Below are 21,952 nucleotides of genomic sequence, written 5' to 3' on the forward strand. Positions count from 1 at the left end.
GTCGTCGGCTCCTTGCGAATTCCTGCGGAAGAGGCGGAAGGGGAGGTCGTGCTCATCTGGTCGGTGCGCTCCCGTTCAGGAGGAGCCGAGCTCGTCGTCGAGCAGGTCGAAGAGTTCGTCGTCGGTCGCCGATGCGAGGTCTTCGTCGTCGCCGGCACCCTCGGTCGGCGTCGCGTCCTGGGCGTCGTTCCACTTCGCCATGAGGGCTTGCAGGCGCATCGTGATCCGCGACCGGGTGACGCTGTCGTCGCCGGCCGTGGCCGTGGCCAGGGCGGCTTCGAGACGGTCGAGTTCGCTGAAGACGGACGGACCGCCGCCGTGCGCGTCGTGCGGCAGCGCCGCGCGCAGGTGGTCGGCCAGGGCGCCGGGAGTCGGATAGTCGAAGATCAGTGTGGCGGGCAGCCGGAGTCCGGTGGCCGCGCCCAGCCGGTTGCGGAGTTCGACCGCCGTGAGCGAGTCGAAGCCCAGTTCCTTGAAGGCCGCGCCGGGTTCGACGGCCGCCGCCCCGCTGTGCCCCAGGACGGTGGCCACCTGCGCGCAGACCAGGTTGAGCAGGTAGCGGTCGCGCTCGGCCGGGGACAGGCCCGCGAGCCGCTCGGCGAGGCTCGCCGCCTCGTCGCGGCCCGTACCGCCGCCCGTACCGCGGCCCGTGCCCTGGTTATTGGCGGCCGCGGCGCGGCGCGCCGGGGTACGGATCAGCCCCCGCAGCAGCGGTGGCACGACGGCGCCGGGCGCGGCGGCCTGTGCGCGTAGGGCGGCGATGTCCAGCGCGGCGGGGATCAGCAGCGCCCGATCGGTGAGGCTCGCCACGTCGAAGAGCGCCAGGCCCTGGGCGGTGCTGAGCGCGGCCATGCTGCCGCGGTTGATGCGCTGCCGGTCGGTGTCACCGAGGGTGGCGGCCATGCCGCCCTCATCGTCGTCCCACAGGCCCCAGGCCAGCGATACGGCGGGCAGGCCCTGGGCCCGGCGGTGCTGGGCGAGCGCGTCGAGGAAGGTGTTCGCCGCCGCGTAGTTGGCCTGCCCCGGGTTGCCGAAGACACCGGCCGCGGAGGAGAACAGCACGAACGCGGACAGGTCCAGGCCCTGGGTGAGCTCGTGCAGGTGCCACGCCGCGTCGGCCTTCGGCCGCAGGACCGCCGCCAGCCGCTCCGGGGTCAGGGCGTCGATGACGCCGTCGTCCAGCACTCCGGCCGAGTGGATCACGGCGGTCAGCGGGTGCGCTGCCGGCACGGCGGCCAGCAGCGCGACGAGCGCGTCACGGTCGGCGACGTCGCAGGCGGCGACGGTCACCTGGGCGCCGAGGGCCGTGAGTTCGTCGCGCAGGGCGGCGGCGCCGGGGGTGTCCGGGCCGCGGCGGCTGGTCAGCAGCAGATGCCGCGCGCCGCGCTCGACCACCAGGTGCCGGGCCAGCAGCCCGCCGAGGGTGCCGGAGGCGCCGGTGATGAGCACGGTGCCGTTGGGGTCGAGGGCGGGGAGGGGGGTGGGGGCGGGGGCGAGGGACGGCACCCGTGCCAGGCGGGGCGCGTAGACCTCGCCCGCGCGGACGGCCAGTTGCGGCTCGTCGTCGGAGGCCAGCGCCGAGGCGAGCACCCGCAGGGAACTCTCCGCCCCGTCGACGTCCACGAGCATGAAGCGGCCGGGGTGTTCGGCCTGCGCGGAGCGCACCAGGCCCCACGCGGCGGCGTGCGCCAGATCGTCCACGGACTCGGCGGCGTCAACGGCCGCCGCCCCGCACGTGAGCAGCACCAGTCGCGACTCGGCGAACCGCTCGTCGGCGATCCACTCCCGGACGACGGTCAGCACCCGGCTGGTGGCAGCGTGCACGGCCGCGGGGGTGTGGGCAGACGCGGTCAGGTCCGGTACGCACAGCAGAAGGACCAACTCCGGCGCCACGCCGTACGTGTCCACCTCCTCGGCGAGCGCGGCCAGGTCCGCGTACGTCTCGGCCTCGACACCCGCGTCCGACAGGACGTCCGCCACCTTGAGGTCACCGCCGCCACCGAGGACGGCCCACGTGCCGGAGTCGGCCGGGAGTGCCGGCGCCGTGGCGGGGGCGGGCAGGGGCAGCGCGGCCCAGTCGAGAGCGAACAGCGCCTCGTGGTGCCCGCCGCGCGCGACGGTGAACTGGTCGGCGTCGACCGGCCGGAGCGCGAGCGAGCCGACCGAGGCGACCGGTGTACCGGCCTCGTCGGCGACCGCCAGCGACACCGCGCCCTGCCCGGCCGGGGAGACCCGCACCCGCAGCGCGCCCGCGCCGACCGCGTGCAGTCGCACCCCGTCCCACGCGAACGGCAGCCGGGCCCGCCCGGCGGCCTCGTCCTCGGCCGCGAAGAAGCCTCCCCCAGCGCGGCCTCCCCCGGACTCCGTCCGGGAGGTGCCCCCAGGAGGTGCCCCCAGGCCGACCGCGTGCAGCGCGGCGTCCAGGAGCGCGGGATGCAGCCCGTAGGACCGGGCGTCGGCCCGCTGCCCGTCGCCGAGCGCGACCTCCGCGTACACGTCGTCGCCGTGCCGCCAGGCGGCCCGCAGGCCCTGGAACTCCGGCCCATAGCTGAGCCCAAGGGCGGCGAGGCCGTCATAGAGACCGTCGACGTCGACCGGCTCGGCACCGGCCGGGGGCCAGACCTCCAGACCGACGGGGGACGTGGCCGCGGCGGCGGCCCCGGCGACGCCGGGATCGGCGAGCACACCGGCCGCGTGCCGGGTCCATTGCATGTCCGCGGTGTCGTCCGCGGGCCCGGCATGCCGGTCGGGCCGGTCGGGCCGGGAGTAGACGGTCAGCTCGCGCCGTCCGGACGCGTCGGGCGCGTCGACCGAGACCCGCAGTTGGACGCCGCCGCGCTCCGGAAGGATGAGCGGCGCTTCGAGGGTCAGTTCCTCCAGCACGTCGCAGCCGACCTGTTCACCGGCGCGGATCGCCAGCTCCACGAACGCGGTGCCGGGCAGCAGCACGGTGTCCATGACGGCGTGGTCGGCCAGCCAGGGGTGGCTCTGCAGGGACAGCCGCCCGGTGAACAGGACCCCGTCCGAGTCCGGCAGGTCCACCGCCGCGCCCAGCAGCGGGTGGTCCGTGGCACCGAGCCCGGCCGAGACCACGTCGCCGACGGCTCCGGCGGGGGCCTCCAACCAGTAGCGGCGGCGCTGGAAGGCATACGTGGGCAGTTCGGCCAGGTCGACGCGCTGGGCGCCGGTCCCGGCGAAGTACGCCGCCCAGTCCACACCGGCGCCCCGGACGTGGGCCTGCGCGAGGGCGGCGGTCAGCGTCTCGGCCTCGGGACGTCCGGCACGGAGCGCCGGTACAAAGGCGGCATCCTCGCCGGTCACGCACTCCTGCGCCATCGCGGACAGGACACCGTCCGGGCCGAGTTCGACGAAGGTGGTGACGCCCTGCGCTTCGAGCGTGCGGACGCCGTCAAGGAAACGCACGGCCTCGCGGACATGCCGCACCCAGAAATCGGCGGTCGCGATCTCCTCGGCGGACACCACGCCACCGGTCAGACCCGACGCAATCGGAATGCGCGGCGCCTCATACGACAGGCCCTCCGCGACCTCCCGAAACGCCTCCAGCATCGGGTCCATACGGGGCGAATGGAACGCATGGCTGACAGCAAGCCGCTTCGTCTTACGGCCCTGAGCCTCGAAGGACCCCGCGATCCCCAGCGCCACGTCCTCGTCACCAGCGATGACGACCGACGTCGGGCCGTTGAGCGCGGCGATGCTCACGCGCTCGGTGAGCAGAGGCAGTACCTCGTCCTCCGACGCCTGGAGCCCGATCATCGCGCCACCGGCAGGCAGCTCCTGCATCAGACGACCGCGGGCCGCCACCAGCGCGCACGCGTCCGACAGCGACAGCACCCCGGCGACATGCGCGGCCACCAGCTCACCGATCGAGTGCCCGGACAGGAAGTCGGCCCGCAGGCCCCACGCCTCTACCAGACGGAACAACGCCACCTCAACCGCGAACAACGCGGGTTGCGTGTACACCGTCTGATCCAGCAGCCCGGCATCCTCACCGAACAGGACATCCTTCAACGGCCGCTCGAGATGCCCGTCCAGCTCCGCACACACCGCGTCCAGCGCCGCCGCGAACACCGGATACGCCGCGTACAGCTCGCGGCCCATCCCCAGCCGCTGACTCCCCTGCCCCGTGAACAGGAACGCCACCTTGCCGTCCGCCACCGAGCCCTCGACCAGGCCCGGAGCGGACTCCCCGGCAGCCAGCGCCGTCAGGCCGCTCGCGAACCCGTCCCGCTCCCCCGCGATCAGCACCGCGCGGTGGTCCAGCGACGCACGTGTGGTCGCCAGCGAGTAGCCGAGGTCGGACAACGCGATCTCTGGACGGTCGTCCAGGTACGTGTGCAGTCGGGCGGCCTGGGCGCGCAGCGCGTCAGTGGTCTTCGCCGACAGCGGCCACGCCGTCACGAGCCGCACGACGGCTGCCACATCGCGAGAGGCGGGGCCGTCCGTTTCTGTGGCCTCCGGGGCCTCCGGGGCCTGTTCGATGATGGTGTGGGCGTTGGTGCCGCTGAATCCGAACGACGACACGGCCGCACGACGCGGACGCCCCGTCTCCGGCCACGCCACCGACTCCCTCAGCAGCTCAACCTCACCCGCCGACCAGTCGATGTGCGGCGAGGGCTCATCGGCATGCAGCGTCCGCGGCAGCACTCCATGCCGCATCGCCATGACCATCTTGATGATGCCGCCGACACCGGCCGCGGCCTGCGTGTGACCGACATTCGACTTGAAGGAGCCCAGCCACAGCGGCCGACCCTCCGGCCGCTCCTGGCCGTACGTCGTCAGCAGCGCCTGCGCCTCGATCGGGTCACCGAGCGTCGTCCCCGTACCGTGCGCCTCCACCACGTCCACATCGGTGGCCGTCAGGCCCGCATTGGCCAGCGCCTGCCGAATCACCCGCTGCTGCGACGGACCATTCGGCGCCGTCAGACCGTTACTGGCACCGTCCTGATTGATCGCGCTGCCCCGCACCACGGCGAGAACCGGGTGCCCGTTCCTGCGCGCGTCCGACAGCCGCTCCACCAGCAGCATGCCCGCACCCTCGGACCAACCCGTACCATCCGCGCCCGCCGAGAACGCCTTGCACCGACCATCAGCCGCCAACCCACGCTGACGACTGAACTCCACAAACGCCGCCGGAGTCGCCATCACCGTCACACCACCAGCAAGCGCCAACTCACACTCACCACTACGCAGCGCCTGCACCGCCATATGCAACGCCACCAACGACGACGAACACGCCGTATCCACCGTCACCGCCGGACCCTCAAGCCCAAACGTGTACGACAAACGCCCCGAGATCACACTCGCCGCATTCCCCGTCCCGACGAATCCCTCGACACCTTCCGGCAGTGTCGGCAGCGAGGAGGCGTAGTCGTGGTACATCACGCCTGCGAAGACACCGGTCCGGCTCCCACGCAGCGCCACCGGATCGATCCCCGCCCGCTCGAACGCCTCCCACGACGTCTCCAACAGCAACCGCTGCTGCGGATCCATCGCAAGAGCCTCACGCGGCGAAATCCCGAAGAAAGACGCGTCGAAGAAGCCCGCGTCGTCCACGAACCCGCCTTCGCGGGTGTACGAGGTTCCGGGGTGTTCGGGGTCCTCGTGGTACAGCGATGCCAGGTCCCAACCACGATCCGCCGGGAACGGCGAAATCGCATCCCGGCCCTCCACCACCAGCCGCCACAAATCCTCCGGCGACGCCACACCACCCGGATAACGACACCCCAGACCCACAATCGCGATCGGCTCATCGTCCACAGACCGCACGACCACCGGCCCGGCAGCCTCAGCCACCGACCCCACCATCTCCGACCGCAAGAACTCCGCCAGCACCACCGGCGTCGGATAGTCGAAAACCAACGTCGCGGGCAGCCGCAGCTCACACGCCCCGCCCACCAGATTCCGCAGCTCCACCGCCGTCAGCGAGTCGAAACCCAACTCACGGAACGAGTGGTGCGGCTGCACCGATTCGGCGGAGTCGTGGCCGAGGACAGCGGCGACCTGGGTACGGACCAGCTCCAGCAGGACAGCGAGCTGCTCCTCCTCGCCGAGCCCGGTGAGCCGCCGCGCTAGCGCACCGCCGGCGGCCGCGTCCTCCGCCGTACGACGCCCCGGTACGCGGACGAGGCCGCGCAGCAGCGGTGCGACCGCGCCGGAGGCGTCTGCCTGTGCCCGTACGGCCGCGAGATCCATACGCAGCGGGATCAGCAGCGCTTCGTCCGTACGGCCGGCGGCGTCGAACAGTTCCAGGCCCTCGGTCGCGGTGAGGGCGGCGACACCGCCACGCCCCATCCGGGACACGTCGGCCTCGCCCAACTCGCCGGCCATACCGTCACCGTCACCGCCGTCAGCGGCCCACAGGCCCCAGGCAAGGGAGGTGGCCGCCAAGCCGTGGCCCCGGCGGTGCTGCGCCAGGGCGTCCAGGAAGGTGTTGGCGGCGGCGTAGTTGCCCTGGCCCGCGTTGCCGAAGACCCCTGCGGCGGAGGAGAACAGGACGAAGGCAGAGAGGTTCAGGCCCTGCGTCAGCTCGTGCAGATGCCAGGCGGCGTCGACCTTCGGGCGCAAGACGGTGGCGAGCCGTTCGGGGGTGAGGGAGCCGATGACGCCGTCGTCCAGCACACCGGCGGTGTGGATGACGCCGGTCACCGGGTGCTCGGCCGGGACGGCGGCCAAGACACCGGCAAGGGCGTCCCGGTCGGCCACGTCACACGCGGCCCACGACACCTCCGCGCCCATCGCGGCGAGTTCGGTGGTGAGGTGGGCGGCCCCGGGTGCCTCGGCGCCCCGGCGGCTGACCAGCAGCAGATGCCGTACGCCGTGCTCGGCGACCAGATGCCGCGTGAACAGGCGGCCCAGCGTGCCACTGGCGCCGGTCACCAGCACCGTGCCACCGGCAGCGAAGCCGTAGTCCATGGAAGCCTCTGCCGCGAAACCCTCTGCCACGGAAGTCTCTGTCGCGGAAGTCTCTGTCGCGGCCCCAGCTGCCATCCGCGCCAGACGCGGCGCCGTCAGGAGACCGCCTCGGACGGCCACCTGCGGCTCCCCCGAGGCCAGCGCGGCGCGAAGCGCCGCCAACGAGGCCTCGTCATCGGGCTCGACGTCCACCAGGGCGAAGCGCCCCGGGTTCTCCGCTTGCGCGGAGCGCACCAGCCCCCATACAGCGGCACCGGCCAGGTCGTTGACCGGCTCACCCGTCCGCGTGGACACGGCGCCCGAGGTCACCAGGACCAGTCGGGAGTCGGTCAACCGTTCATCGGCCAGCCAGTCCTGAACGAGTGCCAGCGTCTCGGCCGTCGCCTGGTGCACCTCGTCCGCACCGGCACCAGCGGCGGGAGCGAGAGCGACGAGGACATCGTCCGGCGCCCCGCCGTCGCCGGAGGTGATCGCCTCGCCCAGCGCCGCCAGGTCCGTGTAGACCGCCGCATCGGAGCCGATCCCGGCCAGCCCGAAGACTCCCCCAGCGCTGCCGCTGGGAGGTGCCCCCAAACCGAGGACCGCGCGGCGGGCGTTGTCCGTGGTAGCACCCGAGTCGGCGGCGATCTCGGCCCAGTCGACGCGGAACAGCGACTCCTGCCGTCCACCGCCCCGAGCATCGTCGATCTGCGCGGCCGACACCGGCCGCAACACCAACGAATCCACCGACAGCACCGCACGACCGGACCCATCGGCCACCGCCAGCGCCACCGCACCATCCGAACCCGCCGCCGACAACCGCACCCGCAACACCGACGCACCCACCGCATGCAGCGACACACCAGCCCACGAGAACGGCAACCGAGCACCCTCGCCGCCCCCGACCAAGCCACCCAGCCCCACCGCATGCAACGCCGAATCCAACAACGCCGGATGCAGACCGAACCGGCCCGCATCGGCCGCCTCGGGCAGCGCCAGTTCCGCGAACACCTCGCCCCCGCGCCGCCACGCGGCCCGAAGCCCCTGGAAGACAGGCCCGTAGGCGAGTCCGAGGTCCGCCAGCCCCTCGTACAGGCCGTCGACGCCGACCGGCTCGGCACCCGCCGGGGGCCACGCCGCCAGGTCGAAGTCGGCGACCGGAGAGCCAGAAGCCAGCACGCCGGAGGCGTGTCGCGACCAGACGGCTTCTGCGGCAGCGTCGTCCACCCGCGCGTACACCTCGAACGAGCGCCGCCCGGATCCGTCCGGCGCGCCCACCGACAGCTGGAGCTGCACGCCGCCCACCTCGGGAAGCACCAACGGCGCCTCCAGCGTGAGCTCTTCGAGCCGGTCGCAGCCGACCTGATCACCGGCGCGGATCGCCAACTCCACGAAGGCCGTACCGGGCAGCAGGACGGAGCCCATGACGGCGTGGTCCGCCAGCCAGGGCTGCGACTGCACCGACAGGCGACCGGTCAGCAGCAGCCCCTCACCACCGGCGAGCGGCACCGCCGCGCCGACCAGCGGGTGGTCCACGGCCGCCAGCCCCAACCCGGCCGTGCCACTCGCGCCGACGGCGGCGAACTCCGGCCAGTAGCGGCGGCGCTGGAAGGCGTACGTGGGCAGTTCGGTCAGGTCGACGCGCTGGGCGCCGGTCCCGGCGAAGTACGCCGTCCAGTCCACGGGCACGCCACGGACGTGCGCGCGAGCGAGGGCGGCGGTCGCCGTCTCGGCCTCGGCCCGGTCCTTGCGCAGCACGGGTACGAAGGCGGCGTCCTCGCCGGTCACGCACTCCTGCGCCATTGCGGACAGGACCCCGTCCGGGCCGAGTTCGACGTACGTGGTGACGCCCTGCGCTTCGAGCGTGCGAACGCCATCGAGGAAACGGACCGCCTCGCGGACATGCCGCACCCAGAAATCGGCGGTCGCGATCTCCTCGGCGGAGACCACGGCGCCGGTGAGGTTGGAGACGATGGGGGTACGAGGAGCCTCGTACGACAGCCCCTCCGCGACCTCCCGGAACGCCTCCACCATCCCGTCCATACGGGGCGAGTGGAACGCGTGGCTGACGGCCAGCCGCTTCGTCTTACGGCCGTCAGCCTCGAACCGCGCGGCGATCTCCAGCGCCGCATCCTCGTCACCGGCGATGACGACTGACGTCGGGCCGTTGAGGGCGGCGATGCTCACGCGCTCGGTCAGCAGCGGAAGGACCTCGTCCTCCGACGCCTGGAGGGCGATCATCGCGCCACCGGCAGGTAGCTCCTGCATCAGACGCCCACGGGCAGCAACCAATGTGCAGGCGTCTTCGAGAGACAGCACACCCGCCACATGCGCGGCCGCCAGCTCACCGATCGAATGACCCGACAGGAAGTCCGGCGTCAGACCCCACGCCTCCACCACACGGAACAACGCCACCTCGACCGCGAACAGCGCAGGCTGCGTGTATCCCGTCTGATCCAGCAGCCCGGCATCCTCGCCGAACAGGACATCCTTCAACGGCCGCTCGAGATGCCCATCCAGCTCCGCGCAGACCGCGTCCAGCGCCTCGGCGAAGACGGGGTAGGCGTCATACAGCTCACGGCCCATCCCCAGCCGCTGGCTGCCCTGCCCCGTGAACAGGAACGCCACCTTGCCCGCCGCAACCGTGTCCGTGACGACACCAGCCGCGCCGCGCCCCTCCGCCAGCGCAGCCAACCCGGCCAGCAGAGCATCCCGGTCACCGCCCACCACCGCCGCGCGGTGCTCCAGAGCGGTACGCGCCGTCGCGAGTGAGTAGCCGAGGTCGCCCAGGGCGACGTCCCCGTTCTCGCCGACGTGGGCGAGGAGCCGTGCGGCCTGCGCACGCAGCGCGTCGGCGGTCTTCGCCGACAGCAGCCACGGCGTCACGCGGAGCGCGGGAGACAAGGGAGAGGCGGGAGCAACCGCGTCATCCGAGGTCTCCGCCCGGTGGTCAGCCGGGGCCTGTTCGATGATGGTGTGGGCGTTGGTGCCGCTGAATCCGAACGACGACACCGCCGCACGACGCGGACGCCCCGTCTCCGGCCACGCCACCGACTCCCTCAGCAGCTCAACCTCACCCGCCGACCAGTCCACATGCGGCGACGGCTCCCCCACATGCAACGTCTTCGGCAGCACCCCATGCCGCATCGCCATGACCATCTTGATGATCCCGGCGACCCCGGCGGCAGCCTGCGTGTGGCCCACGTTCGACTTGATGGAACCGAGCAGCAGCGGCGAGCCCTCCGGCCGCTCCTGACCGTACGTCGCCAGCAGCGCCTGCGCCTCGATCGGATCACCCAACGTCGTACCCGTACCGTGCGCCTCCACCACGTCCACATCAGCCACCGACAACCCGGCACTCGCCAGCGCCTGCCGAATCACCCGCTGCTGCGACGGACCATTCGGCGCCGTCAGCCCATTACTGGCGCCGTCCTGATTGATGGCGCTGCCGCGCACCACCGCCAACACCGGATGCCCGTTCCTCCGCGCGTCCGACAGCCGCTCCACCAGCAACATGCCCGCACCCTCGGACCACCCCGTACCATCCGCACCCGCCGCGAACGCCTTGCACCGACCATCAGCCGCCAACCCACGCTGACGACTGAACTCCACAAACGCCGCCGGAGTCGCCATCACCGTCACACCACCGGCAAGCGCCAACTCACACTCACCACTACGCAGCGCCTGCACCGCCATATGCAACGCCACCAACGACGACGAACACGCCGTATCCACCGTCACCGCCGGACCCTCAAGCCCAAACGTGTACGACAAACGCCCCGAGATCACACTCGCCGCATTCCCCGTCCCGAGGAACCCTTCGACTCCCTCGGGCACCCGCTCCAGCAGCGAGGCGTAGTCGTGGTACATGACGCCCGCGAAGACACCGGTCCGGCTCCCACGCAGCGCCACCGGATCGATCCCCGCGCGCTCGAACGCCTCCCACGACGTCTCCAACAGCAACCGCTGCTGCGGATCCATCGCAAGAGCCTCACGCGGCGAAATCCCGAAGAATCCCGGGTCGAAATGACTCGCCTCGTCGACGAATCCCCCCTCACGGGCGTACGAGGTTCCGGGATGTTCGGGGTCCTCGTGATACAGCGATTCCAGGTCCCAGCCACGGTCGGTCGGGAACGGCGAAATCGCATCCCGGCCCTCCATCACCAGCCGCCACAAATCCTCCGGCGACGCCACACCACCCGGATAACGACACCCCACACCCACAATCGCGATCGGCTCGTCATCCACACGCGCCCGGAGCACCACCGGCCCGGCAGCCCCAGCCACCGACCCCACCATCTCCGACCGCAAGAACTCCGCCAGCACCACCGGCGTCGGATAGTCGAAAACCAACGTCGCGGGCAGCCGCAATTCACACGCCCCACCCACCAGATTCCGCAGCTCCACCGCCGTCAGCGAGTCGAAACCCAACTCACGGAAGGACCGTTCGGCTTCGACCGCGGTCGGATCGGCGTATCCGAGCACGGCCGCGACCTGGGTACGGACCAGCTCCAGCAGGATGTCGAGCTGTTCGGCCTCTCTGCGCCCGGCCAACCGCCGCGCCAGCGCACCGCCGGCGGCCGCCGCGCCCTGCGCAGTACGGCGTACGGGCACCCGGACCAGTCCGCTCAGCAGCGGGGACAGCGTGCCGGAACCCGCCTGACCGCGCAGTGCGGCCACGTCCAGGCGCATCGGCACGAGGAGCGCCTCGCCCGTGCCCCTCGCCGCGTCGAACAGTTCCAGGCCCTCGGCCTGGGTCAGTGCCGCGACGCCACCCCGGCTCATCCGGGACACATCGGCCTCGCCCAGCCCAGCGGCCATACCGTCACCGTCGCCATCGGCCCACAAGCCCCACGCCAACGACGTGCCCGCCAGACCACGCGCCACCCGGTACTGCGCCAACGCGTCCACGTAGGCGTTCGCCGCCGCGTAATTGGCCTGCCCCGCGTTACCGAACACACCGGCAGCCGACGAGAACAACACGAAGGCCGACAGGTCCATGCCCTCGGTCAGCTCGTGCAGATGCCACGCCGCGTCCACCTTCGGCCGCAACACCGCGGCAAGCCGGTCCGGCGACAGCGAACCGATCACGCCGTCGTCCAGCACACCGGCCGTGTGCACCACACCCGTCAGCGGATACGCGGCAGGTACCCCGGCCAACACCCCGGCCAGCGCGTCGCGGTCGGCCGCGTCACACGCCGCCCACGACACCTCGGCGCCCAGAGCCGACAGCTCGGCCGAGAGTTCCGCCGCCCCGGGCGCCTCCGCGCCCCGGCGGCTGACCAGCAGCAGACGCCGTACGCCGCGCTCCGCGACCAGGTGCCGCGCGAACAGGCCGCCCAACTGCCCGCTCGCGCCCGTCACCAGCACCGTGCCGCCGGCGTCCAGCGCGGGCGCCTCGTACCCGGAGTCCGGCACGGCGCGCACCAGACGCGGCGCCCGCACCGCACCGCCGCGTACGGCAACCTGCGGCTCACCCGAGGACAGGGCGACGGACAGCGCGTTCAGCGACGCCTCGTGATCGGCGTCCGCATCGGCGTCGCCCTCCACGTCCACCAGCACGAAACGGCCGGGGTTCTCAGCCTGTGCCGAACGCACCAGGCCCCACACCGCCGCACCGGCCAGATCATCGACCGACTCACCCGCACGCGCGGCCACCGCGCCCGACGTCACCACAACCAGGCGCGCATCAGACAAGCGCTCATCCGCCAGCCAGGCCTGCACCAGCCCCAACGCCTCAACCGTCGCCCGATGCACCGCATCCGGATCCGCACCCGCGTCGCCAGGCGTGACGAACACGAACCCGGGCGTCTCGGCATCGTCGACGGCCAGCTCGTCGGACAGCTCCGCGAGGTCCGCGTACGCGAGGGTGTCGGCGCCCGCGGCGCGGGCCCCGAGACCGCCGGACCCGAGGACGGCCCAGCGTCGGGCCTGAGCGGGGCCGGTGGGAGCGGCGGCCTGTAGGTCGGTCCAGTCCAGGCGGTACAGGGATTCCTGCCGTCCACCACCGCGCGCGCCGTCGATCTGCGCGGCCGACACCGGCCGCAACACCAACGAATCCACCGACAGCACCGCACGACCGGACCCATCGGCCACCGCCAGCGCCACCGCACCATCCGAACCCGCCGCCGACAACCGCACCCGCAGCACCGACGCACCCACCGCATGCAGCGACACACCAGCCCACGAGAACGGCAACCGAGCACCCTCGCCGCCCCCGACCAGACCACCCAACCCCACCGCATGCAACGCCGAATCCAACAACGCCGGATGCAAACCGAAAGCCGTGGCCTCCGACCGCGCCTCCTCCGGCAGCGCCAGCTCCGCGAACACCTCGCCCCCAAGCCGCCACGCGGACGTCAGCCCCCGGAAGACGGGGCCGTAGGCGAGTCCGGCCTCGGCCAGGGCCTCGTACAGGCCCTCAACCGGCAGCGCCTCCGCACCCGCCGGAGGCCACACACTCAGATCAACATCAGCGGCCGCCGCACCGGACGCCAGCACACCCGAGGCATGCCGCACCCACGGCTCCTCCCCCACCACGTCCTCGAACCGCGAATACACCGACAGCGGACGACGGCCCGACGCATCCTGCGCCCCCACCGACAGCTGAAGCTGAACCCCACCCACCTCGGGAAGCACCAGCGGCGCCTCCAGCGTCAACTCCTCCAGCAGATCACAACCGACCTGGTCACCGGCCCGCACCGCCAACTCCACCAACGCCGTACCCGGCAACAACACCGAACCCATCACCACGTGATCGGCCAGCCACGGGTGCGAGTCGAGCCCGACCCGACCTGTGAGAAGCAGCCCCTCACCGTCGGCCAGCGCGACGGCGGCACCCACCAGGGGGTGATCGACCGACGTCTGGCCCACCCCCGCCGTGCCGGTCAGGCCGTACGTCGACACTTCCGGCCAGTAGCGCTCACGCTGGAAGGCATACGTCGGCAGCGCGACCGAGGCCGCCCCCGTACCGGCGAAGTAGGCGTCCCAGTCCACCGCCGCGCCACGCACATGCGCCCGCGCGAGAGCGATGGTCAGCGTGTCCGCCTCCGCGCGGCCGTCACGGAGAACGGGGACGAAGACGGCGGGGTCTCCGGCCAGGCACTCCTGACCCATCGCGGACAGCACCCCGTCCGGCCCCAGCTCCACGTACGTCGTGACGCCCTGCGCCTCCAACGCCCGTACTCCATCCAGGAAACGGACGGCCTCGCGGACGTGCCGCACCCAGAAGTCGGCAGTCGTGATCTCCTCGGCGGCCACCACGCCACCGGTCAGGTTCGACACGATCGGAATGCGCGGGGCCTCGTAGGAAAGGCCCTCCGCAACCTTCCGGAACGCGCCCACCATCCCGTCGATACGCGGCGAATGAAACGCATGGCTCACGGTCAGCCGCTTCGTCTTACGCCCCTGCGCCTCAAACGACGCGGCGATCTCCAGCGCCACATCCTCGTCGCCCGCGATGACGACCGACGCCGGACCGTTCACGGCGGCGATACTCACCCGGTCGGAAAGCAGCGGCAGCACCTCGTCCTCAGATGCCTGGACCGCGATCATCGCGCCACCAGCAGGCAGCTCCTGCATCAGACGCCCACGGGCAGCAACCAATGTGCAGGCGTCTTCGAGAGACAGCACACCCGCCACATGCGCCGCCGCCAGCTCGCCGATCGAGTGCCCGGACAGGAAGTCCGCCCGCAGACCCCAGGCTTCCACCAGACGGAACAACGCCACCTCGACGGCAAACAACGCAGGCTGCGTGTACACCGTCTGATCCAGCAGTCCAGCATCCTCACCGAACAACACGCCACGCAGCGGCCGCTCCAAGTGCCGGTCCAGCTCCGCGCACACCGTGTCCAGCGCCTCCGCGAACACCGGATACGCCTCGTAAAGCTCACGGCCCATCCCCAGCCGCTGACTCCCCTGTCCCGTGAACAGGAACGCCACCTTGCCCGCCGCAACCGTGTCCGTGACGACACCAGACGCACCGCGCCCCTCCGCCAGCGCAGCCAACCCCGCCAGCAGACCGTCCCGGTCACCGCCCACCACCGCCGCGCGGTGGTCGAAGCGTGCCCGGCCCGTCGCGAGCGAGTAGCCGAGGTCGCCCAGGGCGATGTCCGCGTTCTCGCCGACGTGGACGAGGAGCCGTGCAGCCTGCGCACGCAGCGCGTCGGCGGTCTTCGCCGACAGCAGCCACGGCGTCACGGGGGACGCGGAAGATACGGGAGACGTGGGAGACACGGGAGACGTGGGAGACACGGGAGCAGCCGCGTCACCCGAGGTCTCCGCCCGGGTGGCAGCCGGCGCCTGCTCGATGATCGTGTGGGCATTGGTGCCGCTGATGCCGAAGGACGACACGCCCGCGCGGCGCGGGTGGCCGGTCTCCGGCCACGCCACCGACTCCGTCAGCAGCTCAACGTCACCCGCCGACCAGTCCACATGCGGCGACGGCTCCCCCACATGCAACGTCTTCGGCAGCACCCCATGCCGCATCGCCATGACCATCTTGATGATCCCGGCGACCCCGGCCGCCGCCTGGGTGTGGCCCATGTTCGACTTGATGGAACCGAGCAGCAGCGGCGAGCCCTCCGGCCGCTCCTGACCGTACGTCGCCAGCAGCGCCTGCGCCTCGATCGGATCACCCAACGTCGTACCCGTACCGTGCGCCTCCACCACGTCCACATCAGCCACCGACAACCCGGCACTCGCCAGCGCCTGCCGAATCACCCGCTGCTGCGACGGACCATTCGGCGCCGTCAACCCATTACTGGCACCGTCCTGATTGACCGCGCTGCCGCGCACCACCGCCAACACCGGATGCCCGTTCCTCCGCGCGTCCGACAGCCGCTCCACCAGCAACATGCCCGCACCCTCGGACCACCCCGTACCATCCGCGCCCGCCGAGAACGCCTTGCAGCGGCCGTCGGCGGACAGACCGCCCTGGCGGCTGAATCCGATGAACGTGCCGGGGGTGGCCATCACCGTCACACCGCCCGCCAGGGCGAGCGTGCAATCGCCCTGCCGCAGCGCCTGGATCGCCCAGTGCAGCGCGACCAGCGACGACGAGCACGCCGTGTCCACCGTCACCGCCGGGCCTTCGAGGCCGAAGGTGTACGCCACCCGGCCGGAGGCGATGCTGCCGGTGCTGCCCGAACCGAGCGCGCCTTCACCGCCGCCGTCCGGGGCCCGCTCCACGAGGGAGGCGTAGTCGTGGTACATCACGCCCGCGAAGACACCGGTCCTGCTGCCGCGCAGTGTGGCCGGGTCGATGCCCGCGCGCTCGAACGCCTCCCAGGAGATCTCCAGGAGCAGCCGCTGCTGCGGATCGGTGGCCAGCGCCTCGCGCGGGGAGATGCCGAAGAACGTGGGGTCGAAGTCGGCGGCGTCGTGCAGGAAGCCGCCTTCGCGGGTGTACGAGGTGCCGGGGTGCTCCGGGTCCGGGTGGTACAGCGCGTCCAGGTCCCAGCCGCGGTCGTCGGGGAATCCGGAGATCGCGTCCTCGCCCCCCGCCAGGAGCCGCCACAGCTCCTCGGGGGTCCGGACCCCGCCCGGGAACCGGCAGCTCATCGCGACGATGGCGATCGGCTCCTCGTCGGCCGCGGCTCGGACGCCGGGGCGCGGCGCGACCAGGTCCACCTGGGCGCCGCCGCCCACGAGTTCACCCCTGAGGTGCTCGGCGAGGACGAGGGACGTCGGATAGTCGAAGACCAGGGTGGCGGGCAGCCGCAGTCCGGTGGCCGCGTTCACGCGGTTGCGGAGCTCGACGGCCGTGAGGGAGTCGAAGCCCAGCTCCTTGAAGGCCCGGTCCGCCTCGACGGCGTCCGCCGAGTCATGGCCGAGGACGGCGGCGACCTGGGTACGGACCAGTTCCAGCAGGACGTCCAGCCGTTCGGTCTCGCCGAGTCCGGCGAGCCGCCGGACCAGCGAACCGGTGGCGGCGGCCCCGTCCGTGCCCTCCGCCGTACGCCGTCCCGACACGCGGATCAGCCCGCGCATCAGCGGGGCGACGGCCCCGGAGCGGCGTGCCTGGGCCCGTACCGCGGCCAGGTCCATGCGCACGGGGACCAGCAGCGCCTCGCCGACCCGCTCGGCGGCGTCGAACAGCTCGACGCCTTCTTCGGCGGTCAGCGCGGTGATCCCGCCGCGGTTCATCCGGCTCACGTCGGCGTCGTCCAGCACACCGGCCATACCGCCGGACGCGGCCCACAGGCCCCACGCCAGCGACGTACCCGCCAGCCCCTGGGCCGCCCGGTGCTGGGCGAGGGCGTCCAGGAAGGCGTTGGCCGCCGCGTAATTGGCCTGGCCCGCGCCGCCGAAGACGCCGGCGGCCGACGAGAACAGCACGAAGGCCGACAGGTCCAGGCCCTCGGTCAGCTCGTGCAGATGCCACGCCGCGTCCACCTTCGGCCGCAACACCGCGGCAAGCCGGTCCGGCGTCAGCGAACCGATCACGCCGTCGTCCAGCACACCGGCCGTGTGCACCACACCCGTCAGCGGATGCTCGGACGGGATCGCCGCGAGCGCCTCCGCCAGCGCGTCGCGGTCAGCCACATCGCACGCTGCCCAGGCCACCTCGGCGCCCAACGCGGAAAGCTCAGCGGCCAACTCCACCGCGCCCGGCGCCTCCGCGCCCCGGCGGCTGACCAGCAGCAGACGCCGTACGCCGCGCTCCGCGACCAGGTGCCGCGCGAACAGGCCGCCCAACTGCCCGCTCGCGCCGGTCACCAGCACCGTGCCGTCCGGGTCCCACGCGGCCGCCGTGGCACTGTCGGTCATGGACGGCACCCGCGCCAGACGCGGCGCGCGCAGCACACCGCCACGTACGGCGACCTGGGGTTCTTCGGCCGCCAAGGCGGCAGGCAGCGCCGCAAGCGACGCCTCGTCGTCGGCCACGTCGACCAGGGCGAAGCGGCCCGAGTTCTCGGACTGGGCGGAGCGCACCAGGCCCCAGACGGCCGCGTGCACCAGGTCCCGCACCGGCTCATCAGTTCCAGCCGCCACCGCGCCCGAGGTCAGCAGGACCAGGCGGGCGTCGGCGAAGCGCTCATCGGCCAGCCACTGCTGGAGCAGGGCCAACACCTCGGCAGTGGCCGCGTGCACCGCCCCCGGGCCGTCTGCCTCCGTTGCCTCCGTTCCGGTCTCCGTGAGCTGGACGAGCACCTCGTCCGGCATTGCGGTACCGGAGTCGACGGCCGTGATCAGCGCGGCCAGGTCCGGGTACGTCTCGGCACGGTCCCCGGCCAGGGCCGCGGCCAGGTTCGGGCGGCCGGAGCCCACCAGGGCGGACCGCACCAGCGCCGTTCCCGAGGCGGGCTCGGCTTGCATCTCCGTCCAGTCCAGGCGGAACAGCGACTCCTGCCGTCCACCCCGCGCCCCGTCGATCTGCTCGACCGACACCGGCCGCAGGACGAGCGAGTCCACCGACAGCACCGCACGGCCGGCCCCATCGGCCGCCGCCAGCGCCACCGCACCATCCGAACCCGCCGCCGACAACCGCACCCGCAGCACCGACGCACCCACCGCATGCAGCGACACACCAGCCCACGAGAACGGCAACCGAGCACCCTCGCCGCCCCCGACCAGACCACCCAACCCCACCGCATGCAACGCCGAATCCAGCAACGCCGGATGCAAACCGAAAGCCGTAGCCTCCGACCGCGCCTCCTCCGGCAGCGCCAGTTCGGCGAAGACCTCGTCCCCGCACCGCCACGCGGACGTCAACCCCCGGAAGACGGGGCCGTACGCGAGTCCGGCCTCGGCCAGGACCTCGTACAGACCCTCAACCGGCAGCGCCTCCGCACCCGCCGGAGGCCACACGCTCAGATCAACATCAGCGGCCGCCGCACCGGACGCCAGCACACCCGAGGCATGCCGCACCCACGGCTCCTCCCCCACCACGTCCTCGAACCGCGAATACACCGACAGCACACGACGGCCCGACGCATCCGGCGCCCCCACCGACAGCTGAAGCTGAACCCCACCCACCTCGGGAAGCACCAGCGGCGCCTCCAGCGTCAACTCCTCCAGCAGATCACAACCGACCTGGTCACCGGCCCGCACCGCCAACTCCACCAACGCCGTACCCGGCAACAGCACCGAGCCCGCGACTGTGTGATCGGCCAGCCACGGGTGGGTGTCGAGGGCCAGGCGGCCGGTGTAGAGGAAGCCGTCGGTGTCGGCGAGGGCCACCGCGGCGCCCAGCAGCGGATGGTCCGCGGCGCCGAGCCCGGCGGAGGTGACGTCGCCCGTCAGGTATCCGGCGTCGAGCCAGTAGGTCTCGCGCTGGAAGGGGTAGAGCGGAAGGTCGGTACGGGTCGCGTCCGTCCCGGCGAACACCGCGTTCCAGTCGGGGGAGACACCATGGACATGGGCCTCGGCCAGGGCCGCGGCCAGGCTCCGTATCTCCGGGCGGCCGGCCCGCAGCAGGGGCACGAACGTCCCGTCGCTCTCGGGCAGGCAGTCCTGCGCCATGGCGGTGAGGACGCCGTCCGGACCCAGCTCCACGTACGTGGTGACGTTCTTCGCGGCCAGCGTCCGTACGCCGTCGAGGAAGCGGACGGCCTCGCGGACGTGCCGCACCCAGAAGTCGGGGGTCGTGATCTCCTCGGCGGCCACCACGCCACCGGTCAGACCCGACACGATCGGGATCTTCGGCGCCTCATATGACAGGCCCTCCGCGACCGCACGGAACGCCTCCACCATCCCGTCCATACGCGGCGAATGGAACGCATGGCTGACAGCAAGCCGCTTCGTCTTACGGCCCTCGGCCTCAAAACGCGTCGCGATCTCCAGTGCCACGTCCTCGTCACCCGCGATGACCACCGACACCGGACCGTTGACAGCGGCGATGCTCACCCGGTCGGAAAGCAGCGGCAGCACCTCCGCCTCCGACGCCTGAACCGCGACCATCGCGCCACCGACAGGCAGCTCCTGCATCAGCCGGCCACGCGCCGCCACCAGCACACACGCGTCAGACAGCGACAGCACACCCGCCACATGCGCAGCCGCCAACTCACCGATCGAATGACCCGACAGGAAGTCCGCCCGCAGCCCCCACGCCTCGACCAGCCGGAACAGCGCCACCTCGACGGCAAACAGCGCAGGCTGCGTGTACCCCGTCTGATCCAGCAGCCCGGCATCCTCGCCGAACAGGACGTCCTTCAACGGCCGCTCGAGATGCCCGTCCAGCTCCGCGCACACCGCGTCCAGCGCCTCCGCGAAGACCGGATACGCCTCGTACAGCTCACGGCCCATCCCCAGCCGCTGACTGCCCTGCCCCGTGAACAGGAACGCCACCTTGCCGCTGGTGGCCTTGCCGTGGCGGAGCCCGGTGGCGGGCTCCTCGCGGCTCAGTGCGTCCAGGCCCCGCAGGAGGCCGTCGCGGTCGTCCGTCACCAGGGCGGCGCGGTGCTCGAAGGCGGCGCGGCCGGTGGCGAGGGAGTAGGCGAGATCGGTGAGGGGCAGGTCGGGGTCGTTCTCCACGTGCGCGCGGAGGCGTTCGGCCTGGGCGCGCAGTGCCGTGGGGGTCTTGGCGGAGAGCGTCCACAGGGGCAGCGCGGCGGCGGGCGCCGGGGCGTCCTCCTCGGTGGGCTGGGGCGCCTCGTCCGGGGCCTGCTCGATGATCGTGTGGGCGTTGGTGCCGCTGATGCCGAACGAGGAGACGGCGGCGCGGCGCGGCTGGCCGGTCTCGGGCCACGGCCGGGCCTCGGTCAGCAGTTCGACGGCGCCGGCCGTCCAGTCGACGGCGGGGGTGGGCGCGTCGACGTGCAGGGTCTTGGGCAGCACGCCGTACCGCATCGCCATGACCATCTTGATGATCCCGGCGACGCCCGCGGCGGCCTGCGTGTGGCCGAGGTTGGACTTGACGGAGCCGAGCCACAGCGGCGGCTGCTCGGCGGTCCGGTGGCGTCCGTAGGTGGCGAGCAGGGCCTGGGCCTCGATCGGGTCGCCCAGCGTGGTGCCGGTGCCGTGCGCCTCGACGGCGTCGATCTGGCCCGCCGAGAGCCGGGCCCCGGCCAGCGCCTGGCGGATGACGCGCTGCTGCGACGGGCCGTTGGGGGCGGTGAGGCCGCTGCTGGCGCCGTCCTGGTTGATGGCGCTACCGCGTACGAGGGCGAGTACCCGGTGGCCGTTGGCGCGGGCGTCGGACAGCCGCTCCAGCAGGAGCATGCCGGCGCCCTCACCCCAGCCGGTGCCGTCGGCGGCGGCGGCGAAGGACTTGCAGCGGCCGTCGATGGCGAGTCCGCGGTGGCGGCTGAACTCGGTGAACGTCCCCGGAGTGGACATGACCGTGACGCCGCCCGCCAGGGCGAGCGTGCACTCACCCCGGCGCAGGGCCTGGGCGGCGAGGTGCAGGGCGACCAGGGACGACGAGCAGGCCGTGTCGATGGTGACGGCGGGGCCTTCGAGCCCGAAGGTGTAGGCGACGCGGCCGGAGGCGATGCTGCCGGAGCTGCCGTTGCCGAGGAAGCCTTCGACGTCTTCGGGTACGGAGAACAGGCGCGAGGCGTAGTCGTGGTACATCACGCCCGCGAAGACCCCGGTGCGGCTGCCGCGCAGCGTGTCGGGGTCGATGCCCGCCCGCTCGAACGCCTCCCAGGAGGTCTCCAGGAGCAGCCGCTGCTGGGGGTCCATGGCGAGGGCCTCGCGCGGCGGGATGCCGAAGAAGGCGGCGTCGAAGTCGGCGGCGTCGTGGAGGAAGCCGCCCTCGCGGACGTAGGCGTCGTGGCCGCTCTCCGGGTCGGGCTCGAAGAGGACGTCGGTGCCCCAGCCGCGGTTCGCGGGGTAGGGCGTGGCCGCGTCGCCGCCGCGGGCGACGAGGTCCCACAGCTCCTCGGGGGTGCTGACGCCGCCCGGGTAGCGGCAGCTCATCGCGACGATGGCGATGGGCTCCTGCTCGCGGTCCTCGACCTCGCGCAGCCGCCGCCGTGCCTCGCGCAGGTCGGCCGTGGCCCGCTTGAGGTACTCCAGGTACTTCTCCTCGTTCGCCATTTACGCCATCCCCCCGGTGTGAAGAGTCCAGAAGCCCATGTGGAGCGGGTCGCCC

Annotated in this window: 1 protein-coding gene; it reads right to left on the reverse strand. The window is 72.2% G+C overall.

Features of this window, described 5'->3' with window-relative positions; genetic code table 11:
* Positions 1-75 precede the first annotated feature (75 nt).
* On the reverse strand, positions 76-21,897 hold the full coding sequence (locus Q3Y56_RS11725) for a type I polyketide synthase (RefSeq protein ID WP_304461894.1): 21,822 nt from the start codon (positions 21,895-21,897) through the stop codon (positions 76-78).
* Positions 21,898-21,952 lie beyond the last annotated feature (55 nt).

The organism is Streptomyces sp. XD-27 (genome assembly GCF_030553055.1).
Lineage (GTDB): Bacteria > Actinomycetota > Actinomycetes > Streptomycetales > Streptomycetaceae > Streptomyces.